Below are 23188 nucleotides of genomic sequence, written 5' to 3'. Positions count from 1 at the left end.
TGTAACCCCCCGTTACAGAAATTAACCACTCAGCTAGTTGTAACCCCCCGTTACAGAGACTAACCACTCAGCTAGCTGTAAACCCCCGTTACAGTAAATTAACTACTTAGTTCACTGTAACCCCCCGTTACAGTAATTGAACTACCCAGCTAGCTGTAACCCCCCGTTACAGAGATTAACCACCTAGCTAGCTGTTGCCCCCCCGTAACAGTAAACAATCTCATTTACTCTATTACCTTTAAAAGGCCTTTTAGGGATAGATGTTGTCTCCAGCTAGCTGTTGCCCCCCGTAACAGAGATTAACCACTCAGCTAGTTGTAACCCCCCGTTACAGAGATTAACTACTCAGCTAGCTGTAAACCCCCGTTACAGAGATTAACCACTCAGCTAGTTGTAACCCCCCGTTACAGTAATTGGACTACTCAGCTAGTTGTAACCCCCCTTTACAGAGACTAACCACTCAGCTAGCTGTAAACCCCCGTTACAGTAAATTAACTACTTAGTTCACTGTAACCCCCCGTTACAGTAATTGGACTACTCAGCTAGCTGTAACCCCCCGTAACAGCAAATCCAATTTTTGTTTAATGAATATCATACAGAATGTTTTTTATTGGGCTGAAAAGCTCATCTATCCTTGCTTTGCTAATTACTTTCTTCTGTTCAACAGGTGTTTCAGATACTTTATCTATTGCGGTATTTAACATTATTTTTGAAGTCTCCTGATGATTAATGTGGTTATATTCACCTCGGGCTGCTTTTTGTATATTTGTTACAAGATAAGCCGTCATGTTTTTAATTTTAGTCATATCTTTCATAGAGATATTTTTTAATATCTTATTGGCAACTTGGATGTCTAAATTATTTTTATATATCGCACTTATAACATCATTTAATCCTTGAACACCAATATTGCCTTTAATATTGTCTGGAACATTTAAATCTAATAAAACATCACTATTATTATTAGTAGTAGTACTACTATATATACTACTACTACTAGTAGTACTGTTACATGATTCGTAACTTAATGATTTTTTAGGTAGTTTCTTTTTGGAACTTAGTTGTTTTTTACTTAGTTCACTTTTGGAACTTAGTTGTTTTTCACTTAGTTCCTTTTGGAAACTTGGTGTTTTTTCACTTAGTTTCTTTTGGGAACTTAATAAATTTTGTAAGTGAGTGAGTAACGATGATGCAATATTATTAAATTTGTAATTTATATTGCTTTCATTTTTTGCATCGTTAATGTGCAAGAAAATGTCTTTATTAGGTTGAGTGCTTTTATTGGTATATTCGTTGATTAGATTGTATGCAAGAATTGCTAATGATTTTGTAATGCTACTTTTATTTAACAATGATGTTAAAATATGTATAACACTGTCATCAATAATTCTCTCAACGGGTAGTGCTGTATTATGAAGGATATAAATATTTCCCATTATTTGTCCATTGTTACTTCGAATCATTCTAATTGACAACCAGCCTGATAAAACTAACCTAGACAGTATTTCTCGTACAGTTTTCCTAGATAATGTACCGCCTTGATTTCCCCATAATTTTTGTAAATTATCGTAAGTCGGGAAATAATTACTATGCGTGTATTTCTGCAATTCAATATATAAACGCTGCCATGCATATTTATCTAATGATGTAATTGAATCATCTTCTAATAATGCACGAGGCATTGAGTCATATTGATGGCCAGCAAAAAACATAGCAATTTTTTCATCAGAGGAAATGCTATTTGTCTTCTGCTCAACTAATGCATTACGTAATACGCTAATTTGATTCTCAAAATCTACCATAATATTTAATTTAAATTGATTAATGGCTCTAGTTCTTTAATTACCGATGTCAATGTTAACGGCTCAGTATTATCATCGCTCATCATCGAAACATGTTGAGTAATATCCATATAAACTAATAAACGATTCAAATCATCATTTATTTCAATATCTGGGTTTTCATTTTTTTTAAGCTGCCATTGTTCCCAGATAGCTATTTTTTCGACTTCGTAGGGTTTCCTAAAACGTCCTTTCGATACTGTTAAATCCTTTAGTTTTCTTGAACAACTAATATCAGATGTTGATAACCCAAAATATTTATTTAAAATTTCTATAGATGCACCCAGTGAATGTGCTTTATCAATAATATGGCCTCTTTCTTCAAATTCTTTTGCTCTTGCCAATACAACATCAAATAATTTTGTATCTATGGTAACTTGAATCAATAGTACGGGTGAGTTTGCAATATAAGTAATTTGTGAATAACTCAATTCTTTCATTTGTTTTAGGTGTTCTATTGTAAATCCCATTTCAATTAATGATTGGATCTTTCCTTCATTAATAAAATTATGGACCATATTCAGGATCGCTAAATTTATATTATTACTGACACTTACCATGATATACCCTATATTTTCTATATTTAATAATGTTGTTTATTTAAAAACTCGTTATAAACTCTGAACAGTCGAATAATTCGTAAAAATTTAATCACTATAAAATCATTGAATTCAGTAATTAAATAATGTATATTTATAGGTTCACTTGTTTGCCCCGTAAGTAATGATAATAATAGTTTATATGCGTTGTGTTTTTTGCTATCCACTTCATCTTCTGTAGAAAGAGGATTAAATGCAATAACAGGTAATTTTGATTTATCTTCATCGTCAATTGAAAATGCAAAGGATTGGTTGTTGATGCCTAGCTCATCAAAAATATCAAGTACATGTCCTGCAATATCACGAAAAACATATTCATAATTAGTAGCTTCCTCTGGCAGTTTCCAAATATCTAAAATAGGCGTTCTTTCCGTTTTTCCATACGTATTTAAATTAGCACTAACACTATATGCATAAGGATTAATTTTAGTTAAATCAGTACTTTTAATTATGTCTTCCATAACTGATTCAACATCAACTGCCCCGTCATGAACAGTAATATCACCACTAGGTAAAACAGTATAAGAGGAACTTACAGTAGTTTCCGATTCAGGCTCATCATCGGATATGATTGTTGGATTTATCTCTCTTTTTAATGAAATTGAGTCAACTTTAGTTGATTGTTGGCTACTAACATTAGTTTCTGATGAAATATCCTGTTGCAATTGACCTTTTAATATTGGTGCAACTTCCAATTTATTCCCCTCACCTTGTTCAGTATTAGCCTCATTTTTGCTAACATCGATTGGTGGCAAGTTTTTCTTTATCCCTTTATGGTTTTTTTCCTCTAATTCAAATTCAAAAAGCTGATAGCTAATTCCCAACAATTTCGCAAAATAACCAAACATCTCGTCTTGCAAACGTTCATAACTAAATAATTCTGGCTCATAATCAAACTCACTTAATACTAAATTAAAACCTTCAACAAAGGCATCATCGTCATCATATTTTTCGGAACGTTTATATAAATCCCAACATATACTTCTTAACATTAGAATTTTTTCAATTTGATTTCGACTTAACCCTAATTTCAGAACCTCAGGAATATGTGGATACAAATAATCAACGGTATTGAGCATCTTGTTGATCAATGCATGTGAAATAGGATATCCATGATTTTTTAAACACTCACTCAACTCTCTTGAAGATAATTGTTTGCCAGCTTCCTTTTCATATAAGGCTTTGCTTTTTGAAACACCCAATGCTTTTTCTATAAATGTATAATCGCTACGAAGGCCATTTTCAGTTAAATGTCCAACAATGGATTTCAGCTCTCCGCCCCAAGGTCTAAAAATACAATTAATTGTATAAAATCGTTTGTCACCTGTTTCTTCATACAACTCTTTCAAAATTTGTAATCGTGTATTTCCCCCATCAGAAATCACATACCCTTCCTCTCCTGGCATTTTTGTAATAGCAGGAGTATGATCAAGCCCTTTTTTTCGAATAGATTCTTTGATATCTTCATATGATTCATTTTTTTTCAAACGAGGTAATACTTGGCTTGGCCTCAACTCATCAAGATTGACTCGCATAGGCATTTCATTCAATGTGATTTTAGTGGTTGCACGATCCCCATCAGGAAAACCTATAGACATACGCTCACGCATAACATCAACAGACGATTTTTGTTCTACCATAATATTAATATTTCCTTTAAGATAAATTTTGATAATGCATATATGGCCCATCAAATTTGACTGCTACTTTACCAGTAGCTGCATTACGTGCTTTGGCCACAATTAATTCACCAGTTCCCTTAACTTCGCTATTTTCGTTATAAACATCATCCCGATATAGCAATATTACTGTTGTTGCATCTTGTTCAAGGCTACCCGACTCCTTTAAATCAGATAAAAGAGGACGTTTATCAGAACGGGATTCTACAGACCTGTTTAATTGTGAAAGCAGAACTAAGGGAATATTGAAATCTTTACAATGAATTTTTAGCTGTCTACTAATATTTCCCACTTCAACAGCACGATTTTCATTGTTTTTTTCACCTGATGACATTAACTGCACATAATCAACTGCAACAAATGTTGGTTGACCATATAAGCGTGTATAACGCTGAACTTTACGTCTAAAAATGCTGGGTGTTAAATACGCATTATCATCAATAATCAGAATATTTTTTAATTTCAATAAAATTGCAATCGCATCAGAAATTTTTCCGTAATCACTATCATCCAGATTTTTATTCTTTATATCGATAAATGGTACATGAGATAATGCTGATAATAATCGCAACATCAACGATTGTGCATCCATTTCTAGACTAAAAACAAAAATAGGTTGTATCTGTAAATTAGGATCATTATTAAGAGCTACTATATGATTGTAAATCAATGAAATAAGAAATGCTGTTTTCCCCATGGAAGGTCTTGCGGCAATAATTGTAATTTCCTTGGGTTCCAACCCACCTATTTTAGAATCCAAATTTTTAAAACCTGTTGGAATAAATGGGTTGTGTTCTGTTTCTAAGAAATTCATGACATTAGTCAATAATTCAGGTATACGTTGTTCATTTTGATTTTCTACATCGTGCCCAAGTTGAAATAGTTCTGATTCAGTTTGTGCTATAATCTGATTACTGCTGTCTGAATTACTAAATGACGCTTTTGTGAGATTTTTTATCAATGTCTTTGCAATATTATTTGCACTACGAGCTTTTGTATAATTGCGTAAAATTGATGCGTAGTGTTTAAAATTTGTTGCTCGCGGTGTATCTCTACTCAACTCAGCTAAATATGCTAACCCTCCGCAATTTTTTAGTTGTTCTTCGGAAAGAGCCTGAGATACAGTCAGAATATCAGCATGCTTACCTTCTTGAATTAAAGAAACTGTAGCATTAAAGATCAATTTGTGTTGTGGTATATAAAAATCATCCACATTTATTTCAAATGTATCATCAATACAGCTATTATCGATTAATAATGCACCCAGTACCGATCGCTCAGTATCATTAGAATAAAATTGCTTATTCATATAATCACCTTGTTATTTATTGTGAACAGAAATAAAAATGATTAATGAGCAATTTCGGTTTTCATAAATGCATCAAATTGTGATTTGTACCCAGGTAATAGGTGTTGACACAAATAATAAATATCATCTTTGATACTTTGGGCTTGGGCTTTTGTTATTTTATACGGATGAGCTACTTTATTTGTTGGTTCGGTATAATGTTGAAATGCTGCAATACCGAGTGATGCTGCAACTTTGTAACTATTTTTCTTTTTAATATCTTTATCTAAAACAGTAATTTGAAAAGGTAATGGTGGCAGAGATTTGATTTGTTGATTAAAAAGTTCTTTTATACGACGGCAATCATTATTTTCTTCTACTCGATTAAAAAACGTATAAACAAGAGGTAATTCTATTCCGTAGTCAGTGAAAGGAATCAAACTTCTAAACAAATTAGAAATAGTACCCCGTAGATATTCTCGAACGCCTGGCATGGAAGGATCTAGCGGAGATAAAACCACATCAGAAGCAAGTACTGCCATGTTAACAGTAGGATCAATTGTTCCTACAGTATCAATGACTATCACATCATACTCACTTTTGAGAAGTTTTAAGCATGATTTTAAACGGATAATACCATCGGCCGAAGCGTTTAAATGTGAAACGATTTCTTGTCTAACGCTGTTTGATGACATAACATCTAATTTTTGTGTTGTTGTCTCAGATATTAGTTTATCTAAATCTGTTTCATGCATTATAAGAAACTCATAAACGCCATACGGAGCCTCTTTTTGCAATGGAAAATATGAACAAGCTGTAGGCTGCTCTAAATCAAAATCCAGTAATAGTGTTTTTAACCCCGAATGTGCTATAAATGCAGCAATATTAACTGCTGTGGTAGATTTGGTAGAACCGCCTTTCGTATCGGCTATAGTGATCACTGTTGCATTTTTTTTCATGATATTAACCCTTAAAAAATTAAAAATTTATTAAACATTAAAATCATGATATTGATGGTGGCCCCTACTGGACTTGAACCAGTGACCAATCGATTATGAGTCGACTGCTCTGACCAACTGAGCTAAGGGGCCTTTTGGATGTGCTACTGAGTTAGTAGAGTTATGATTATAATAGAGTTGAATCAAATTTGCTATAGTTAATTAATAAAATAGGTTGGTTTGATTATTTATTAAACTGTAATTTATTGGATTTTATGCAAGTCTAATTACTGATATTTTTTGTTTAATTAAACTGATACAATAATTTGGTTTATTATTGTTCGTTATTTTATTGGTTGAGGGAATGTTATGTCTATTAAAAAATTATTATTTATTGGTGTTACGATGTTTGCAACCTTGCTTTTAGGTGCTTGTAGTGGCTCTAAATATCAACCGACTTCTGCTGGTAGTCAAGTTCAGTTTATTGATACTAAGCCTGCGGCTTCTTGTCAATTATTAGGTAAAGCAGAAGGACGTCGTAGTAGTTTCTTTTCTGGTCTAAAGACTCATAGCGAGCTAATTCGCGATGCAGCTTCTGAGCTGATGAATAAGGCTGCTGCAATGGGGGGGAATGTGATTTATAACGCACAAGATGCTTCTATGCAATATATTTCGGATATAGCGCCAACAGATGCAGTTATGGTTGGTGATGTTTATAGTTGTAAATAAAGCTAGTTAAATAAGAAAGGGAGCTTTGCCTCCCTTTCTTATTGGTATTAATGAATTATAATATCTTGAATTAATTTAACCATTTTGTTTTTCAAATTGCTGCATAAAGTCAATTAAATAATTCACTCCTTCTTGATCCATCGCATTATAAATGGATGCACGCATTCCACCTGCAATACGGTGACCTTTGATGCCAATAATGTTAGCTTGAGTTGCTTCGCTTACAAATTTTTTATCTAGTTCTTCATTTGGCGACAAGAAAGTGACATTCATAATTGATCGATTCGCTGTTGCGACAGCATTTCGATAAAAATCGGATTGATCGATAAATTGGTATAGTAATTGCGCTTTGGCTTGGTTTCGTTGCTGCATTGCTTTTAGTCCGCCAAGGCTTTTTATCCATTTAAACACTAAGCCCGACATATACCATGCAAATGTAGGAGGCGTGTTAAACATGGAATCGTTGTCTAATAAAATTTTGTAATCTAATACTGATGGTAGTATTTTTTGCGCATAACCAATAAGATCTTCACGCACAATAACAATGGTAATGCCTGATGGACCAATATTTTTTTGTGCACCGGCATAAATAATGCCATATCGGCTTACATCAATAGGTTGCGATAATATGCATGATGATAAGTCAGCAACCACGGTTTTATTGCCAAAGTTGGGCTCTTCAAAGATTTGAACTCCATCGATTGTTTCGTTTGGGCAATAGTGTACATAGGCGGCATTATCATTTAATTGCCATTCTGACATAGGTTTGATAGCTGTTATTCCATATTCTTTGATAACAACATTTTGTTCATTAATTTGGCAATATTTGCTAGCTTCTTTAGCTGCGCATTGGCTCCAATAACCGCTGTTAATATAGTCTGCACGGGTTTTGTTACCTAAGATGTTTAATGGAACTGCGGCAAATTGTGCTCTGGCACCACCTTGGCAATAAAGGATTTTGTAATTATTAGGGATGTTTAAAATTTCACGCAGGTCGTTAGAGGCTTCAATAGCACATGCATCAAAATCTTTACCTCTATGGCTTAATTCCATAACCGATGCACCTGTATTACGCCAATTTAATAATTCAGTTTGCACTTGCTTTAATACATCAGCAGGCAATTTTGCAGGACCTGCACTAAAGTTATAACTTTTATTCATTGCGATTCACTTTAATCCATTCAAAAAAGTATTCTATTTTTACACTGTATGGACAGATATACAATCAGATTTTTTGTAAAAAAGTTTCAGAAAACCATGTGTTTTAGTATAAAAACACCGGCGAATGCCGGCATGGTTGTAATTAGATTGATATAGGTGATTATGAAAGTTGTTGCTTGGCAACTTCAATCGCTGATTTTACCTGCTGTAATGCAACGCCGCCTTTCGCACAGCGTTTAGCTAAGCATGATTCTAATGATAATATTGAATAGACATCACTATTGATAACAGGGCTGAATTTTTGTAGTTCGGCAAGTGAGAGTTCTTCGAGTGCTTTTTGCTTTGCTATCGCATCAACAACGGCTTCGCCAACAATGTGGTGAGCTTCGCGGAATGGTATGCCTTTGGCAACTAAATAATCAGCAAGTTCAGTTGCATTAGAATAGCCTTGTTTGGCGGCTTCTTGGCAGTTTGTATAGTTAATTTTGATATCTTCTAACACTAGTGTGGCCATATCTAAACATTCTTGCCAAGTGTCGAGCGCATCAAATAGGTGTTCTTTGTCTTCTTGTAGATCTTTATTATAAGCAAGCGGTAAACCTTTGATAGTCATGAGTGTTCCCATTAGAGCCCCCGTAACCCGCCCTACTTTGCCACGAATCAGTTCTAATGCATCAGGATTCTTTTTTTGTGGCATGAGTGAAGATCCTGAAGTCACACGATCTGATAGTTCAACAAAATTGGCTTCGCCACTGTTGAAAATAATAAGATCTTCAGCAAAACGCGATAGGTGTATCATTCCTATTGAGGCGTTATTTAATAATTCAACAATATGATCACGATCAGACACCGAATCTAAACTGTTATTAGTTGCTTGAGTAAACCCTAACCAATGCGCCAATTGCTCACGATCCATTGGATAGGCGGTTCCGGCTAATGCACCTGAGCCTAATGGGCTAACGTCTAAGCGTTTTAGTGTATCTTGTAAGCGGCTGACATCACGACTAAGCATTTCAAAATAGGCTAAGCACCAGTGCGCAAAAGTAATTGGTTGAGCACGTTGCAAGTGGGTGTAACCGGGCATAATGGCATTTTGATGCTGTTCGGCAGTTATAACTAGAGATTGTTGCAAGTGATGAATCGCACTAATTAAGTAAGGGATTTGATCTTTACACCATAGTTTTAAATCGGTCGTTGATTGGTCGTTACGGCTTCGACCGGTATGTAATTTTTTACCTAAGTCGCCAATTTTTTCGATCAGTTTTTGTTCGACCCAACTGTGTATATCTTCGGTATCACTTTGTAAAATCTGTTTGGGATCTTGTTTAACCGAAATTAGTAATTCATTTAAGGCTTTTTCTAATTTTTTTTGTTCATCATAAGATATAACGTTAACCGTCACCAATGCTTTTGACCAAGCAATTGAAGCCATGATATCTTGCTCTGCAAGACGATAGTCAAAGCGCAATGAATCATTAAAATGCTTAAATCGTTGATCTGCCGCTTGACTAAAACGTCCCCCCCATAATGCCATAATTACCTCAATATTATCTTCAATAATTGCTTAAATAATTTAAATTTTATCAAGAATAAAAATAATATATACAGGATTTAACCTGTATATATTTATAATTATCACTATTTTATTTGCGCATTAGCTTTTACTTTCTCGCTTTTTTGCAGGTTGTTTTTGCTTTTCTTCATTTAATGCACGTATACGTGATGATAACGAGAATAGACGAATAAACCCACCAGCATGGCTATGATCATAAACTTCATCTTCACCAAATGTGGCAAACTCTTCGCTGTATAAGCTATTGGGTGATTGCTTTTGTACCGCAGTCGCATTACCTTTATAAAGTTTAACCACTACTTCACCTGTCATATCTTGCGCTAAAACTTCGGCTGCAGCTTGAATTGATCGACGATATGGAGAAAACCAGCGTCCATCGTAAACAACGTAAGCCATTTCTAAACCAAGTTGTACGCGCCATTTAAAGCTGTCACGATCTAAGATTAATTGTTCTAAACCGCGTAATGCTGTCATCATGATTGCGCCACCAGGCGTTTCATAACAACCACGTGATTTAATGCCAACTAGGCGGTTTTCAATAATATCAACTCGTCCAATACCATGTTTTGCACCAATTTTATTTAATGTTGCAACACAGTTGTAAGGCGATAATTTTTTACCATTGACTGAAACCACTTCACCTTTTTCAATACCAATGGTCACCAATTCTGGTTTGTCTGGCGCTTCTTCTGGCGAAACAGTCCAAGCCCAGCAATCAGCGTTAGCTTGGTTCCATGTGCTTTCTAACACGCCGCCTTCGGTTGAGATATGCCATGCGTTTTCGTCACGGCTGTAAATTTTTTCAACAGTTGCGGTAGTTGGAATTTTACGGACTTTTAAATAATCAATTAATGCTTCACGTGAACGTAGATCCCATTCACGCCAAGGTGCAATCACTTTAAGCTGTGGCGCGAGTGCGGTATAAGTGGTTTCAAAACGTACTTGGTCATTACCTTTACCCGTTGCTCCATGGCATAATGTATCAGCACCAACCTCTAGCGCATACTCAACTTGTGCTTTAGCAATAATTGGACGAGCCATCGAGGTACCAAGATAATAGGTACCTTCGTATAAAGCCCCTGTTTTTAAGACAGGGTACACATAGTCTTTAACAAATTCTTCTCGTAAATCAACAACTTTACAAGCAACTGCACCCGATGCTTTAGCTTTTTTTTCTACATCTTTTAATTCTTTTGGATCTTGACCTACATTAGCAACGAATGCATAAACTTCACACCCGCCATAATTTTCTTTTAACCAAGGAATAATCGCCGATGTATCCAAACCACCTGAATAAGCCAATACAACTTTTTTTGTTCCACTTTTTTTCATTCTACACCCTTTCTAAATTAACTTACGATAAAAAATGAGTTAAAGACCTCTACTTTTAAACGTTAAATATAACTAACTAGCTTAATATACTAGCAGCTTAATATTTAAGCAATTATTCTTGTGCCTGTAGTATCTGATTGTCCGTTAAATAATTTAATCAGTTGGTCAGACTCTTTCCAACTAGCAATTGCAATCGGTCGTCCTAAGGCTTTGGCAGCTTCAAAAGCGGAATTGACTTTTACGACCATACCCTCTGTAATAATACCTTTGGCAATCAGTTGATCAGCTTGTGATTGCGTTAGTGATTCAATGCGTTGTTTATTTTCATCAAGTACACCAACCACATCAGATAGCAATATCAAGTCAGCATTTAAGGTTTTAGCTAGCGCAACCGCAGCGTGATCGGCATTGACATTCATCATTTGCCCTTCTTCAGTGATACCAATCGAGCTGATAATGGGTAAGTAACCGGCATTAATAAGTAGGTTTATTAATGTAGGATCGCCGGTTTTGGCTTCGCCTACATAACCAAGATCTTCCGAAATTTGTTTGACTTCTACACTATTACCATCAGCTAAGCAGAGTCCCACACTGGCTATTTGCTGTTTTTTAGCTTCTGACAATAAAGTGGTATTGGCACTGCCAGCAAGGCTACCGACAATAACGTCAATTTGGTCAGCAGGGGTGACTCGTAGCCCGTTTCGACGTACCACGGGTAAAGAGAGTCTATCCATTAGTGAATCGACCACTGTACCGCCACCATGCACAATAATTAATGGCCGTTGAAAATTCTTTTTATATTCACTAATAACAACAAATAATTTATTTAAGGCATCTTTGTTATCAAGTAATACACCACCAAGCTTTATAATTAATGGTTTCATTTTAGTTTCCTATTAATTTAACTTACTGCTAATTTATTCAATAATTTTTTACAGAATTTAAATATAATTTCATCCATTTTTATAATAATGATGTGGTTTCATCAAAACCATATCGAATATTCATACACTGCACTGCTTGTGCTGCTGCACCTTTTAATAAGTTGTCTTCAACAGAAATTAATATTAAATGGCGATCTTTTAATACAAAACCAATATCACAATAAGGCAAACCAATGACAGATTTTAATGCCGGCCAATCTTTTTGATAGACTCTAATTAAAGGTTTATTTTGGTAATATTTATTTAAAGCCGTAAGAATATCTTGTGATGTTACGCCCTCTTTTACTCGGCAAGTTATTGTGGCATGAATACCTTGTTTAAAACTACCTAAATGAGGTGTAAAGATCACTTCTTGACCTAAATGTGTTGCAATTTCGGGTTGATGGCGATGAGTAAATAACCCATAAGCATGTAAGCTCACTTCGCAAAATATATTATTATGCGAAGGTTTTCGCCCTGCTCCACTTACACCACTGACGGCATTAATAACAGGCCATTGTGAATTATCTAATAGACCCTCCTCAATTAGTGGTTTTAGTGGTAATTGTGAAGCTGTAGGATAACACCCTGGTACCGCAATAAGTTGAGCACTTTTGATCTGTTCACTATTCCATTCAGCTAAGCCATAAACGGCTTTGTCTAACCATTTTGGGTGTTGATGGGTGAAGCCATAATAATCAGAATAAAAAGTGGCGGAATTGACTCTAAATGCACCGGATAAATCAAAAACGGTACAACCATGTTCTAAGAAATAAGGGGCAATAGTGTGACTAACGGCATGTTCAGTAGCTAAAAAAACCATATCGACATCATTAATATAAGCGGAATAATCGGCAGTGGCTATAAGCGGTAAATCAACAACACCTTTTAACTGGGGATGTAAATCGTAATCAGAAATGAGCTTGCCACCATCTTGGCTGTTTTCTGATACTGTTAAAGCAATAAGCTCTATATGCGGATGCTTATGTAAATAATAAGCTAATTTTGCACCAGCATAACCACTTGCTCCTACAATAATGGCCTTTAACATACCTATCCTTATCTATTTTTTATACAATAATTTGTATATAGTAGGTTATTTATAAGGCTATTACAAGTGTCAAAATGAATTTTTATTCACTTTTTATGAATTTAATTTCATTTTTGTTTTTTGGGGATTTTGTCCTAATATTTTAAGCGAATCTACTTTATGATTTTTATTTTCTTGAGTAAATACAAGCAAACAACTCTAAATACCTACCGATAAAGATCGGCAGGTACGCGTTAGATTATTTTAAAAAACTTGCCGATTTTAATATCGCTATCAATAATTCCCAATAGCGGTAAACACTTTGTATGTTAACTTTTTCGTCTGGTGAATGTGGCGAAACAATCGTTGGCCCAATTGAAATCATATCCATATTTGGATAACCTTGTTTAAATAAACCACATTCAAGCCCTGCATGGATCACCATTATTTTTGCTTGCTGAGAAAAAATTTCGAGATATTTATCTTTAGCTAGTTTAAGTAATTGTGAATCTAAATTAGGTTCCCATCCTGAATAACCACCACTTATTTCATAATTGGCATTCACGAGTTGACTAAGAGATATCAATGTTGATACAACGGCATCTTTAGCACTATCAACTTGAGAGCGAATTAAAAAATGGGCATTAAGTTGGTTATCTTCAATATTAACAATACCGAAATTGAGTGATGTTTCAACCACACCATGAAGCTGATCACTCATTCTAACCACACCATTAGGTGCTGTATTTAACCAATTAATGATCTTATTTTGATGTTCAGTGGTTAATACACGTTTTACTTTATTGGTTTCAACCTCTGATAAAATGATTTCGATAGCAGGCTCTGCATGACCTAATTCACTGTGTAAAATAGTTTGATATTGTTTAACAATAGCTTCTAATTTAGGTAAATCTTGTTTATTTAATGTGATTTCAGCAAAGGCTTCTCTTGGAATAGCATTGCGCAATGATCCGCCTTTTATATCGGCTAATCTAAACGAGATATCTTGTGCATATTGCGATAAAAAACGAGCCATTAATTTAATTGCGTTACCACGACCAAGGTGAATATCACAACCTGAATGCCCACCTTTTAACCCTTTAAGCGAAATGCTCATATAACAATCATGTTTTTCAGGTATTACTGCATAAGTAACGGCAAACGTTGTGGTAAACTCAACACCGCCAGCGCAACCAGTAAATATTTCGCCTTCGTCTTCAGAATCAGTGTTAATTAAATAGTGGCTTTTTAACCAATTTGGTTGTAAACCAAAGGCGCCGTGCATGCCGGTTTCTTCTGATACCGTTATCAACACTTCAATCGGCCCATGTTCAACAGCTGGATCGATTAAAACAGCTAACGCAGATGCAAGCCCAACTCCGTTATCTGCACCTAATGTTGTACCTTTGGCTTTTACCCATTCACCATCAACATAAGCTTGAATTGGGTCGGTTAAAAAATTGTGACTCGTGCCTTCGTTTTTTTGTGGCACCATATCCATGTGTGCTTGTAATGCAATTGACGGGCATGCTTCCATGCCTTTGGTAGCGGATTTAGTGAGTAAAATATTACCCACTTGATCAAGTTTACAATCAATATTATGGGTATTAGCAAAATCGACAATATATTTGGTTATCATTTGTTCATGGTGAGATGGATGCGGAATTTTACAGATATCATCAAAAATCTGCCAAACCAATTTGGGTGTTAAGGTAGAAAGCATAATTTAACCTCAATATTAAGTAAGTAATAAATTAATGAGTGGTTTTTTTTTACTAATCACTCTATAATAAGGTGCAATTTTACATCTATTTTTAATCCATTAATATTTATTTATTCGTACATCCGATTAAAATTGCAGGTTACACATGTCAACAGAACAAACTTTATTAACAGAAGCAGAAATCCAAGCAAAAAAACAACACAAAGCAGAACTTATTGCTGAGAAGAAAAAATTCAATGTTACTTGGGAAATGTTACAATCCTATGGACGCCAACTTTCAGAACGCTTATTACCAGCTAATCAATGGAAGGGTATTATTGCCGTTAGTCGTGGCGGATTAGTGCCAGCGGCGATCTTAGCGCGTGAATTAAGTATTCGTTATGTCGATACGGTTTGTATTTCAAGTTACGATCATGATCATCAACGCGAAAAACTAATATTAAAACAGGCAAATGGAGATGGTGAAGGCTTTATTGTCGTTGACGATTTAGTCGATACGGGTAACACCGCTCATACTATCCGCGAAATGTATCCAAAAGCACACTTTGTTACTATTTTTGCAAAACCAGCAGGTAAACCACTTGTTGATGATTATGTTGTTGATATCGATCAAGATACTTGGATCGAACAACCTTGGGATACAGGCGTCATGTTCGTTAAACCAATTTGTGATCATAAATAATCAATAAGGAAATTAAGGTTGTTATGGCAACTACCGAAAATCTAACGGCACAGATATTCAAACCACAATTTGATTATCCTGAAACATCAACACTTATCAATCGAATTGATAGTAGTGATGGTAGTAGTATTAGCGCCTTAGATGGAGAAATTGATTCAAGATGGTATCGTATTATTAATCCCATTTTGTGGCATTGGCGTGGATTACCTAAATTAGAAGCTGAAGCGGTTTTATCCAAAATTGCCGCTTCAACTAGACATCATACAAATGATAACTGGTTAGACACGGTTGTTGGTTATCAATCTGGTAACTGGGTTTATGAATTTTTAAACCAAGCAGCAATCTGGCAAGCAAAAGCAGAGTCGATTGTTAGAACAAATCTTACCAATGAAGATAAAAATAATTTACTCAATTATTACCTTATAGCCAGTGAATTTTCAAGTATTGCCAGTTATCCACATTTCAAAAATGATGGTCTGGCAATGTATGCCCAAACTTGTGCTTATCAAGCTTATGCAAAAGCCCTTAATTTTTCACCATTTTTAATTAAGGAACTTGAATTTAAAGTTGATAATCGTAGCGTCAAAGCAATTTTGCATCTACCAAAAACTGGAAAGGCTTGCCCAGTTGTGCTAATTTGTAATGCACTAGGCAATTTACAGATCGATTATTATCGTTATTTTAGTGAGTTTTTAGCCCCTCAAGGATTTGCTATGTTAACCGTTGATTTACCGACAGTTGGATATAGCCGTAACTTTGCTTTAACACAAAATAGTAGCCTAATTCATCAAGCTATATTAGAGCAATTGTCCTCTGTGCCATGGGTTGATGATCATCGTGTTTTTGTTGCAGGCTTTCGTTTTGGTTCGCATATTGCTACACGTTTGGCCTATTTAATGCCAAATAAAATAAAAGGGTTGTTTAACTTCACTCCATTTGTTCACCAAATTTTTGTTGATAATGAGCTGCAAAAAAATCTACCTAATAGCTACAAAGATATGCTCGCAAGTCGCTTGGCATTACCTTCGATATCTAATCAGCAATTAGCGGCAGAATTGAAATACTTTTCACTAAAAAATCAAGGACTTTTAACTCATGCTTGCCATGTACCGGTGATGAATATCATCTTTGAGGATGATAAGCTAAGTAATCTTTGTGAAGCAAAATTGATTCATTCAATTAAGCAAAATAAAGTAGTAACAGTGTCTAAAAAACAGTTACAAAAAAGTTTGCATCAAGCGTTAACTCAATCAGTCCAATGGATAGAGTCTATTTTATAATTCACGATTTAAACTAAGAGCAATGTTATGATCAATAAAAAACAACAAATTGTTGTTAAATTAGGTACCAGTGTGTTAACTGATGGCACAAAACAACTCGATCGGGCACGAATAGTTGAGCTGATAAGACAATGTGCATGTTTACATAAAGATGGACATAAAGTTATTATTGTTACTTCTGGCGCAATTGCAGCAGGTCGCGAATACTTAAACTTCCCGACTCTACCTAATACTGTTGCATCAAAACAATTGCTCGCATCGGTTGGCCAAAGTAAATTAATACAGCTTTGGGAACAACTGTTTTCTATCTATAAAATCTATATTGGCCAAATGTTACTTACCCGTGCCGACCTTGAAGATCGTGAGCGATTTTTAAATGCGCAAGATGTGTTAAAAGCCATGTTGGATAATCATATCATTCCAGTTATTAACGAAAATGACGCTGTTGCAACCGCCGAAATAAAAGTTGGCGATAATGATAATTTATCAGCGCTAGCCGCTATTTTAGCCGAAGCCGATAAGCTGATTTTATTAACCGACATTGAAGGCCTCTATACAGCCGATCCAAGATCAGATAAAAGTGCCAAGTTAATTCATGAAGTCGATCATATTGATGATAAATTACTCAGCATTGCTGGTGATAGTGTTTCGGGGCTTGGCACTGGAGGTATGACAACAAAACTACAAGCAGCAAAAATTGCTGGCAGTGCGGGTATTGAAGTAGTGATTGCGGCAGGAAACAGAGCCAATGTGATTATTGATATTATCAATAATCACCCTGTCGGTACACGATTTCTTCCTCAAAAAACGCCTTTAGAACATCGAAAACACTGGCTTTTTGGTGCTCCTAAAGCTGGCATAGTACAATTAGATGATGGTGCGGTTAATGCAATATTAAATAATGGTAGTTCACTATTGCCTAAAGGGATTATCAATGTACAACAAGATTTTTCTCGTGGTGAAGTTATTGATATTTGCGATAAATCTGGTAAACGCATTGCGCGCGGTGTCAGTCGTTATAACAGTGATGCTTTAAGACAAATTGCTGGGCATCATTCTCAAGAAATTAGTCAAATTATTGGCTATGAATATGGTCACGTTGCTGTTCACCGTGACGATATGATAATTAAATAATAAACAACAAGGAAAGAAAATTATGGTATTAGCTATTGGTGGCATAATTGCCAATTGGTTGGCAGTATTAATATTTTATCTTAATGCTTCATTAAACTATGATGAGGCATCTCGGACACTTTTACCATTTGCTATTATTTTTGCTTTGGTTGCTACTATAGGATTAATTATTGCAACAAACAATAAAAAAATTGGAGGTGTATTAATCATTATAGGTAGTATTTTTTTTGTACCTTTAGGATTGATTGGTGTTTTCGGTGGAAGAAAAATTATGAGTCAAGAAAATGCAAGATCTTTAGATGAAAGACGCAATTTTTAGAACATAAAAGGATATTACAATATATAGAATAAAAAAATGGAATCAAAAAATCAAACCATTAAACAATTTTATGCACGATATTTGGCTATGTTCCGTATTTTCGTTTGTATTATTGCTATCATAGTAATGTTAGTCATAGCTCCAGAATTATGGTATAACACTACTTTGTTACTATTGGTACTAGTCATATCAATTTGGCAATATTTTATGGTATATATTACCATTGGTGAAGATTTTATTACACTCAGACCTGCACCAGTAAAAAGCGATATAAGCGTGCTTTTCGATGAAATTAAATCTGTTAGATATGAGCCTAAAAAAATATTTATAGAATACTGTAATAAAATAAGTAAACAGGAATCTACTTTAAAGATATCTTTAAGTGTTTTAGATAATGACACAAAAACAGAACTTTTAAATATTTTACATACAGTTTTAAAAGATAAAGAGTCATAAATTGATGCTTATTAGAGCAAAGAAGCACTGTTCTTTGCTCTTATTTTTATTCATACAGCATACTTAAATAGAAAAATATTATTGTTATATCCTACTTAGATTTTACTTCTTTTCAAGGAAAGTATATTTTTGATATCTATCATCGGCATTAAAGATGAATAAAATGCAGGAAAACACCGAGTAAATAATGAAATAAAAATTTCTTGGCAAATTTCAATATAATATTAACGTTATGCAAAAAATTATTTTAGAGAAAATAGCGCTTAACAAGTAGAATTTTAAAAATAAACTTTAGAGACAATAATAATGTTACAACAAATGGGTAAAGCAGCAAAACTTGCATCATACCAATTAGCACAATGCCCTACTTCAACCAAAAATCAAGTTTTAACCATAATTGCAGAGTTATTAGAACAGCATAGTGAAATTATCCTTGAAGCGAATAAACAAGATATCCAAGCGGCTAAAACGCAAGGAGTAAGTGCTGCTATTTTAGATCGTTTATTATTAACACCTGAGCGACTATCATCTATTGCCAATGATGTTCGAAAAGTCGTTTCATTAACTGATCCTATTGGTCAAATCATTGATGGTTCTACTTTAGAAAATGGCTTAAAGTTACACCGTCATAGAGTACCACTTGGCGTTATTTGTGCGATTTACGAAGCACGCCCAAATGTAACAATTGATATTGCAGCCTTGTGCTTAAAAACAGGCAATGCTGCAATACTTCGTGGTGGAAAAGAAACAATCAATACCAATGCAGCCACAATTTCTGTTATCCAAAAAGCCTTAAAACAAGTTGGGTTACCTCAAACAGCTGTTCAATGTATTAATGATCCTGATCGTAAATATATTCATGAATTGCTTAAACTCGATAAATACGTTGATATGATTATCCCCCGAGGTGGTGCATCTTTACATAAATTATGCCGTGAAAATTCAACAATTCCAGTTATTACTGGCGGTATAGGTGTTTGTCATATTTTTGTCGATGAAACTGCTGATTTTGATAAAGCCCTACCAATTATTGTCAATGCCAAAATTCAGCGCCCAAGCACTTGTAATACGCTTGAAACGCTACTAGTTCATCGAAATATTGCGGAGCAGTTTTTACCTAAATTCAGCAAGATCATGGCAGATAATAACGTGATTTTACATGCTGATCTAAGCTGTTATGACATATTAAAAATAGGGACAGCAACTGTCCTTCCCGTTAAAGATGAGGAATTACAGCAAGAATGGTTATCAAAAGATTTAAATGTGCTCATTGTTGATTCGCTTGAACTGGCTATAGAACATATCCGTGAATATGGCACAGGTCATTCAGAATCAATTCTAACACGTAGCCTACTTAATGCGGAACAATTCGTAAATCAAATTGATGCCGCTGCAGTTTATGTCAATGCCTCAACACGTTTTACTGATGGTGGACAATTTGGCTTAGGTGCTGAAGTTGCGGTTAGTACACAAAAACTGCATGCCCGAGGCCCAATGGGTCTTGAAGCTTTAACCACATATAAGTGGATTGGTTATGGCGATGATTTAATTCGCCAATAACAAAATAAGATTTACTGTTCGGTTATCCCGAACAGTTTTTATTGTCCAATTTACTAATCAAAATTACGCATTAATAATGCAAAATTCAAATCGATTTCTTCAGGAATTGGAATATAAACAATATGACCGTCGCCAAGCCCTGAAGGCACTGGTTGCCCTTTTTTATTTTCCATTCGGTCAATAATGAAAGTTTTATTGCCTTTTGGCGTCATCATTTCAACACTATCACCAACCGAAAACTTATTTTTAACAATGACCTCGGCAAGGCCATTTAAACGTTGGCCACTAAATTCACCGACAAACTGTTGCCGATCAGAAACAGAATGGCTATGTACATAATTTTGCATATCTTCATGTTTATGACGACGTAAAAAACCTTCGGTATAACCGCGATGCGCAAGCGAATCGAGTTCAGCTAATAAGCGAGGATCAAAAGGTTTACCTTCACTTGCCGCATCAATTGCTTGGCGATACACTTGCGCCGTTCTTGCACAATAATAAAATGATTTAGTGCGCCCTTCTATTTTAAGGGAATGTACGCCAATTTTGGTTAAGTCCTCCACCAATTCAACTGCTCTTAGATCTTTTGAATTCATAATATAAGTGCCATGTTCATCTTCAAAAGCCTGCATATATTCGCCTGGTCTACCGGATTCTTCAAGCATAAAGACCTTATTGGTAGTTTTACCAATTCCTAACGTAGGAGCAATTTCCTGCACAGGAATTGGTTCGCATTTATGGACAATTTGCCCTACTTCATCTTCTTTGCCTTCTGCAACTTTATATTCCCAACGGCAAGCATTAGTACAAGTGCCTTGGTTTGAATCACGCTTATTAATATAACCAGAAAGCAGACAACGTCCAGAATAAGCCATACAAAGTGCACCATGGATAAACACTTCAAGCTCCATTTCGGGTACTTTTTCACGAATTTCAGCAATTTCATCAAGTGATAATTCACGAGATAACACAACACGAGTTAACCCCATTTGATTCCAAAATTTTACCGTTGCCCAGTTAACTGCGTTAGATTGTACCGATAAATGAATTTCCATATCAGGAAAGTGTTCGCGTACTAACATAATTAAACCTGGATCTGACATGATAAAGGCATCGGGTTTCATGTTTACAATTGGTTCTAAATCGCGAATAAAAGTTTTTAACTTAGAGTTATGCGGTGCTATATTAACCACTACATAAAACTTTTTGCCTTGGGCATGAGCTTCGTCAATGCCGATCGCTAAATTTTCATGATTAAATTCATTATTACGAACCCGCAAACTATATCGGGGTTGCCCTGCATAAACTGCATCTGCACCATATGCAAATGCATAGCGCATATTTTTTAAAGAACCAGCAGGAGAAAGTAATTCTGGTTTTGCATATAAATTTGTCATTAAAAATGCCTCTGATTTCAGGTCAGTATTACTAATTAGTAATAGATTAAGCAAAATAGGATGGGCATTTTACGCTTTAGCCTATCAGTTGGCAAATTTATTATATAGTCAAACTATTTAACGCAAAAACTACACTCATTAAAAATGTGTTTTTATTAATCAATATGATTAGACTAGCCTCGAACAAATTTACGAATGTTTCTCACTCTTTTAATTTTCAATCATTCTTTTTAGGCAAAACCGCATGGCGCAATACCTATTACAATAATAAAATTAGTTTGAACATAACTTAACAAAATGGAAATAAATTAAGGAAAAAATTCAAAGATTAAACTAATGCTACACAAAGTATTATGGAGGGGATAGTGATTTGAGCATTAGCACTTGAAAAATAAATATTACTTCAACATATCAGCCTAATGCTTTATTAAGAAAAGCCATTTATCTTAATAAATTCTCCCCATTACTCAACAATGGTAAATATTCATTCCATCGATATTCTCTAATTGGCATGGGATTAGCCTCTTTAAAATATAAAACTAACGCAGGCTTGATACCATTCCAATTATCTACAAACTCATACCTGATAAGGCAACCATCTTTGATTAACTTCTTCGCTTTCGCATGATAATTAAAGTAGCTCATAGTTAAAATTGATAAGTTAGATTGCAAAATTGAAAAAATGTGATTACAAAAAATAGCAAAAGATTGATTTAAATGGAGGCGCGTCCCGGAGTCGAACCGAGGTAGACGGATTTGCAATCCGCAGCATGGCCACTCTGCCAACGCGCCGTACAGGTCTATCTGAATAGGGTGCAAATATTAGCATTGGCTTTATTAGTCGTCAAGTTCAAATAGATTATAATTACAGCAGTCACTTCTTTTTTATTTGATTATTAAAAATCTATTTACTTTGGACACAAGTTTTAAAAACTTAATGTCTTATAAATGAAAAGCGCAACTATCGGCGCTATTAGGGTGTCTTTTACTCTATAGCGTAATCTTATTACTAAACAGCTCGCATAATATTGAAATCTAACTGTAGCCTCAGTATATAGCATTGTCTACAAACTAAGATCGCACTAAATATGGTTCAATTTTATTTCATGCTAGACCAACTCTTATAGCGTTCATGACAAGTTATTATAGTCTTTCTGGATATTTGTAGATCCAAGTAATATCCGGATAATTTGCAAATGCGTTGGGGAATAAATAAACACCATTTAATAAAGGTTTTACCTTGCTTAGTTAGAAGCTTATCGACAATTTGCTGTTGTTGTATATCAGATAAAAATTAGGTCTTGCTATAGCATATTTTTCGGCTAATTCAGGAATTATGAACTCGGGTAAGGTCGATATGATCATGCCAATATGTGAAAAATCACCACCACCTAATTGTTTGACAATAAGGCTATCAGTGTAACTATCCCCTAAAATAGTACAGCAAAAAAGTAGAAAATTCTCTATGATAAAAGTAAAAGAGGATTCAATTATGAAAAAAATGACTGAACATCAAATCGTCGCTATTTTAAAAGAAGCTGAAG

19 protein-coding genes and 2 tRNA genes are annotated in these 23188 nt (G+C 34.9%); 7 read left to right on the top strand and 14 right to left on the bottom strand.

What is annotated here, in order from left to right:
* Positions 1–581: 581 nt before the first annotated feature.
* From A9G24_RS02950 to A9G24_RS02925, 6 genes are all read right to left on the bottom strand, one after another.
* Positions 582–1802 (bottom strand): STY4528 family pathogenicity island replication protein, encoded by a 1221-nt coding sequence (locus A9G24_RS02950; RefSeq protein WP_065582940.1) that lies wholly within the window; start codon positions 1800–1802, stop codon positions 582–584.
* A gap of 5 nt (positions 1803–1807) precedes the next feature.
* Complete coding sequence (locus A9G24_RS02945; protein WP_065637698.1) at positions 1808–2401, bottom strand: STY4526/YPO1902 family pathogenicity island replication protein; 594 nt, start codon at positions 2399–2401, stop codon at positions 1808–1810.
* Between the two features lie 23 nt (positions 2402–2424).
* On the bottom strand, positions 2425–4080 hold the full coding sequence (locus tag A9G24_RS02940) for a ParB family protein (RefSeq protein ID WP_176701154.1): 1656 nt from the start codon (positions 4078–4080) through the stop codon (positions 2425–2427).
* Positions 4081–4096: 16 nt separating this feature from the next.
* Positions 4097–5428, bottom strand: a complete 1332-nt coding sequence (locus A9G24_RS02935; RefSeq protein WP_065637696.1) for a replicative DNA helicase — start codon at positions 5426–5428, stop codon at positions 4097–4099.
* 41 nt (positions 5429–5469) lie between these two features.
* Positions 5470–6366, bottom strand: a complete 897-nt coding sequence (locus A9G24_RS02930; protein ID WP_065637695.1) for a ParA family protein — start codon at positions 6364–6366, stop codon at positions 5470–5472.
* A gap of 55 nt (positions 6367–6421) precedes the next feature.
* Positions 6422–6498: transfer RNA gene (locus tag A9G24_RS02925), tRNA-Ile, on the bottom strand.
* Positions 6499–6714: 216 nt separating this feature from the next.
* Between A9G24_RS02925 and A9G24_RS02920 the strand changes: the two genes are divergently transcribed.
* Positions 6715–7074, top strand: coding sequence for a DUF4156 domain-containing protein (locus tag A9G24_RS02920; protein WP_065637694.1), 360 nt, complete (start codon positions 6715–6717; stop codon positions 7072–7074).
* Between the two features lie 75 nt (positions 7075–7149).
* On the opposite strand, the gene serC is transcribed toward A9G24_RS02920, so the two are convergent.
* The 6 genes from serC to A9G24_RS02890 all read right to left on the bottom strand — a co-directional run bounded on the left by serC (position 7150) and on the right by A9G24_RS02890 (position 14816).
* Positions 7150–8235, bottom strand: a complete 1086-nt coding sequence (gene serC, locus A9G24_RS02915; RefSeq protein ID WP_065637693.1) for a 3-phosphoserine/phosphohydroxythreonine transaminase — start codon at positions 8233–8235, stop codon at positions 7150–7152.
* A gap of 160 nt (positions 8236–8395) precedes the next feature.
* Entirely contained in the window at positions 8396–9769 is a 1374-nt protein-coding gene (gene argH, locus A9G24_RS02910) for an argininosuccinate lyase (RefSeq protein ID WP_065637692.1), read from the bottom strand.
* Positions 9770–9889: 120 nt separating this feature from the next.
* Positions 9890–11140 carry an argininosuccinate synthase gene (locus A9G24_RS02905; protein ID WP_065637691.1) on the bottom strand — a complete coding sequence of 417 codons (1251 nt, stop codon included), beginning with the start codon at positions 11138–11140 and terminating at the stop codon, positions 9890–9892.
* 104 nt (positions 11141–11244) lie between these two features.
* Positions 11245–12024 (bottom strand): acetylglutamate kinase, encoded by a 780-nt coding sequence (gene argB / locus A9G24_RS02900; protein ID WP_065637690.1) that lies wholly within the window; start codon positions 12022–12024, stop codon positions 11245–11247.
* Between the two features lie 79 nt (positions 12025–12103).
* On the bottom strand, positions 12104–13114 hold the full coding sequence (gene argC / locus A9G24_RS02895) for an N-acetyl-gamma-glutamyl-phosphate reductase (protein WP_065637689.1): 1011 nt from the start codon (positions 13112–13114) through the stop codon (positions 12104–12106).
* A gap of 238 nt (positions 13115–13352) precedes the next feature.
* Positions 13353–14816 carry an aminoacyl-histidine dipeptidase gene (locus tag A9G24_RS02890; protein ID WP_065637688.1) on the bottom strand — a complete coding sequence of 488 codons (1464 nt, stop codon included), beginning with the start codon at positions 14814–14816 and terminating at the stop codon, positions 13353–13355.
* 145 nt (positions 14817–14961) lie between these two features.
* Between A9G24_RS02890 and gpt the strand changes: the two genes are divergently transcribed.
* From gpt to proA, 6 genes are all read left to right on the top strand, one after another.
* Positions 14962–15498 (top strand): xanthine phosphoribosyltransferase, encoded by a 537-nt coding sequence (gene gpt / locus A9G24_RS02885; RefSeq protein WP_081296926.1) that lies wholly within the window; start codon positions 14962–14964, stop codon positions 15496–15498.
* A gap of 23 nt (positions 15499–15521) precedes the next feature.
* The gene (locus tag A9G24_RS02880; protein ID WP_065637687.1) at positions 15522–16778 is read left to right on the top strand and encodes an alpha/beta hydrolase; all 1257 of its coding nucleotides are present in this window, start codon (positions 15522–15524) and stop codon (positions 16776–16778) included.
* Positions 16779–16805: 27 nt separating this feature from the next.
* Positions 16806–17912: a glutamate 5-kinase gene (gene proB / locus A9G24_RS02875; protein ID WP_065637686.1), complete on the top strand. Its 1107-nt coding sequence runs from the start codon at positions 16806–16808 to the stop codon at positions 17910–17912.
* A gap of 22 nt (positions 17913–17934) precedes the next feature.
* Positions 17935–18231, top strand: coding sequence for a hypothetical protein (locus tag A9G24_RS02870; RefSeq protein ID WP_065637685.1), 297 nt, complete (start codon positions 17935–17937; stop codon positions 18229–18231).
* Between the two features lie 36 nt (positions 18232–18267).
* The gene (locus tag A9G24_RS02865; protein ID WP_065637684.1) at positions 18268–18687 is read left to right on the top strand and encodes a hypothetical protein; all 420 of its coding nucleotides are present in this window, start codon (positions 18268–18270) and stop codon (positions 18685–18687) included.
* 306 nt (positions 18688–18993) lie between these two features.
* Positions 18994–20247, top strand: a complete 1254-nt coding sequence (gene proA, locus A9G24_RS02860) for a glutamate-5-semialdehyde dehydrogenase (RefSeq protein ID WP_065637683.1) — start codon at positions 18994–18996, stop codon at positions 20245–20247.
* Positions 20248–20300: 53 nt separating this feature from the next.
* Here proA and trhP read toward each other — a convergent pair whose 3' ends face one another.
* Positions 20301–21644, bottom strand: a complete 1344-nt coding sequence (gene trhP / locus A9G24_RS02855; protein ID WP_065637682.1) for a prephenate-dependent tRNA uridine(34) hydroxylase TrhP — start codon at positions 21642–21644, stop codon at positions 20301–20303.
* Positions 21645–22362: 718 nt separating this feature from the next.
* Positions 22363–22436: transfer RNA gene (locus tag A9G24_RS02850), tRNA-Cys, on the bottom strand.
* Between the last annotated feature and the right edge of the window lie 752 nt (positions 22437–23188).

Source organism: Gilliamella sp. App6-5 (genome assembly GCF_001690525.1).
GTDB classification, from domain to species: Bacteria; Pseudomonadota; Gammaproteobacteria; order Enterobacterales; family Orbaceae; genus Gilliamella; species Gilliamella apicola_H.
This window is presented reverse-complemented; position numbering and strand designations above follow the sequence as displayed.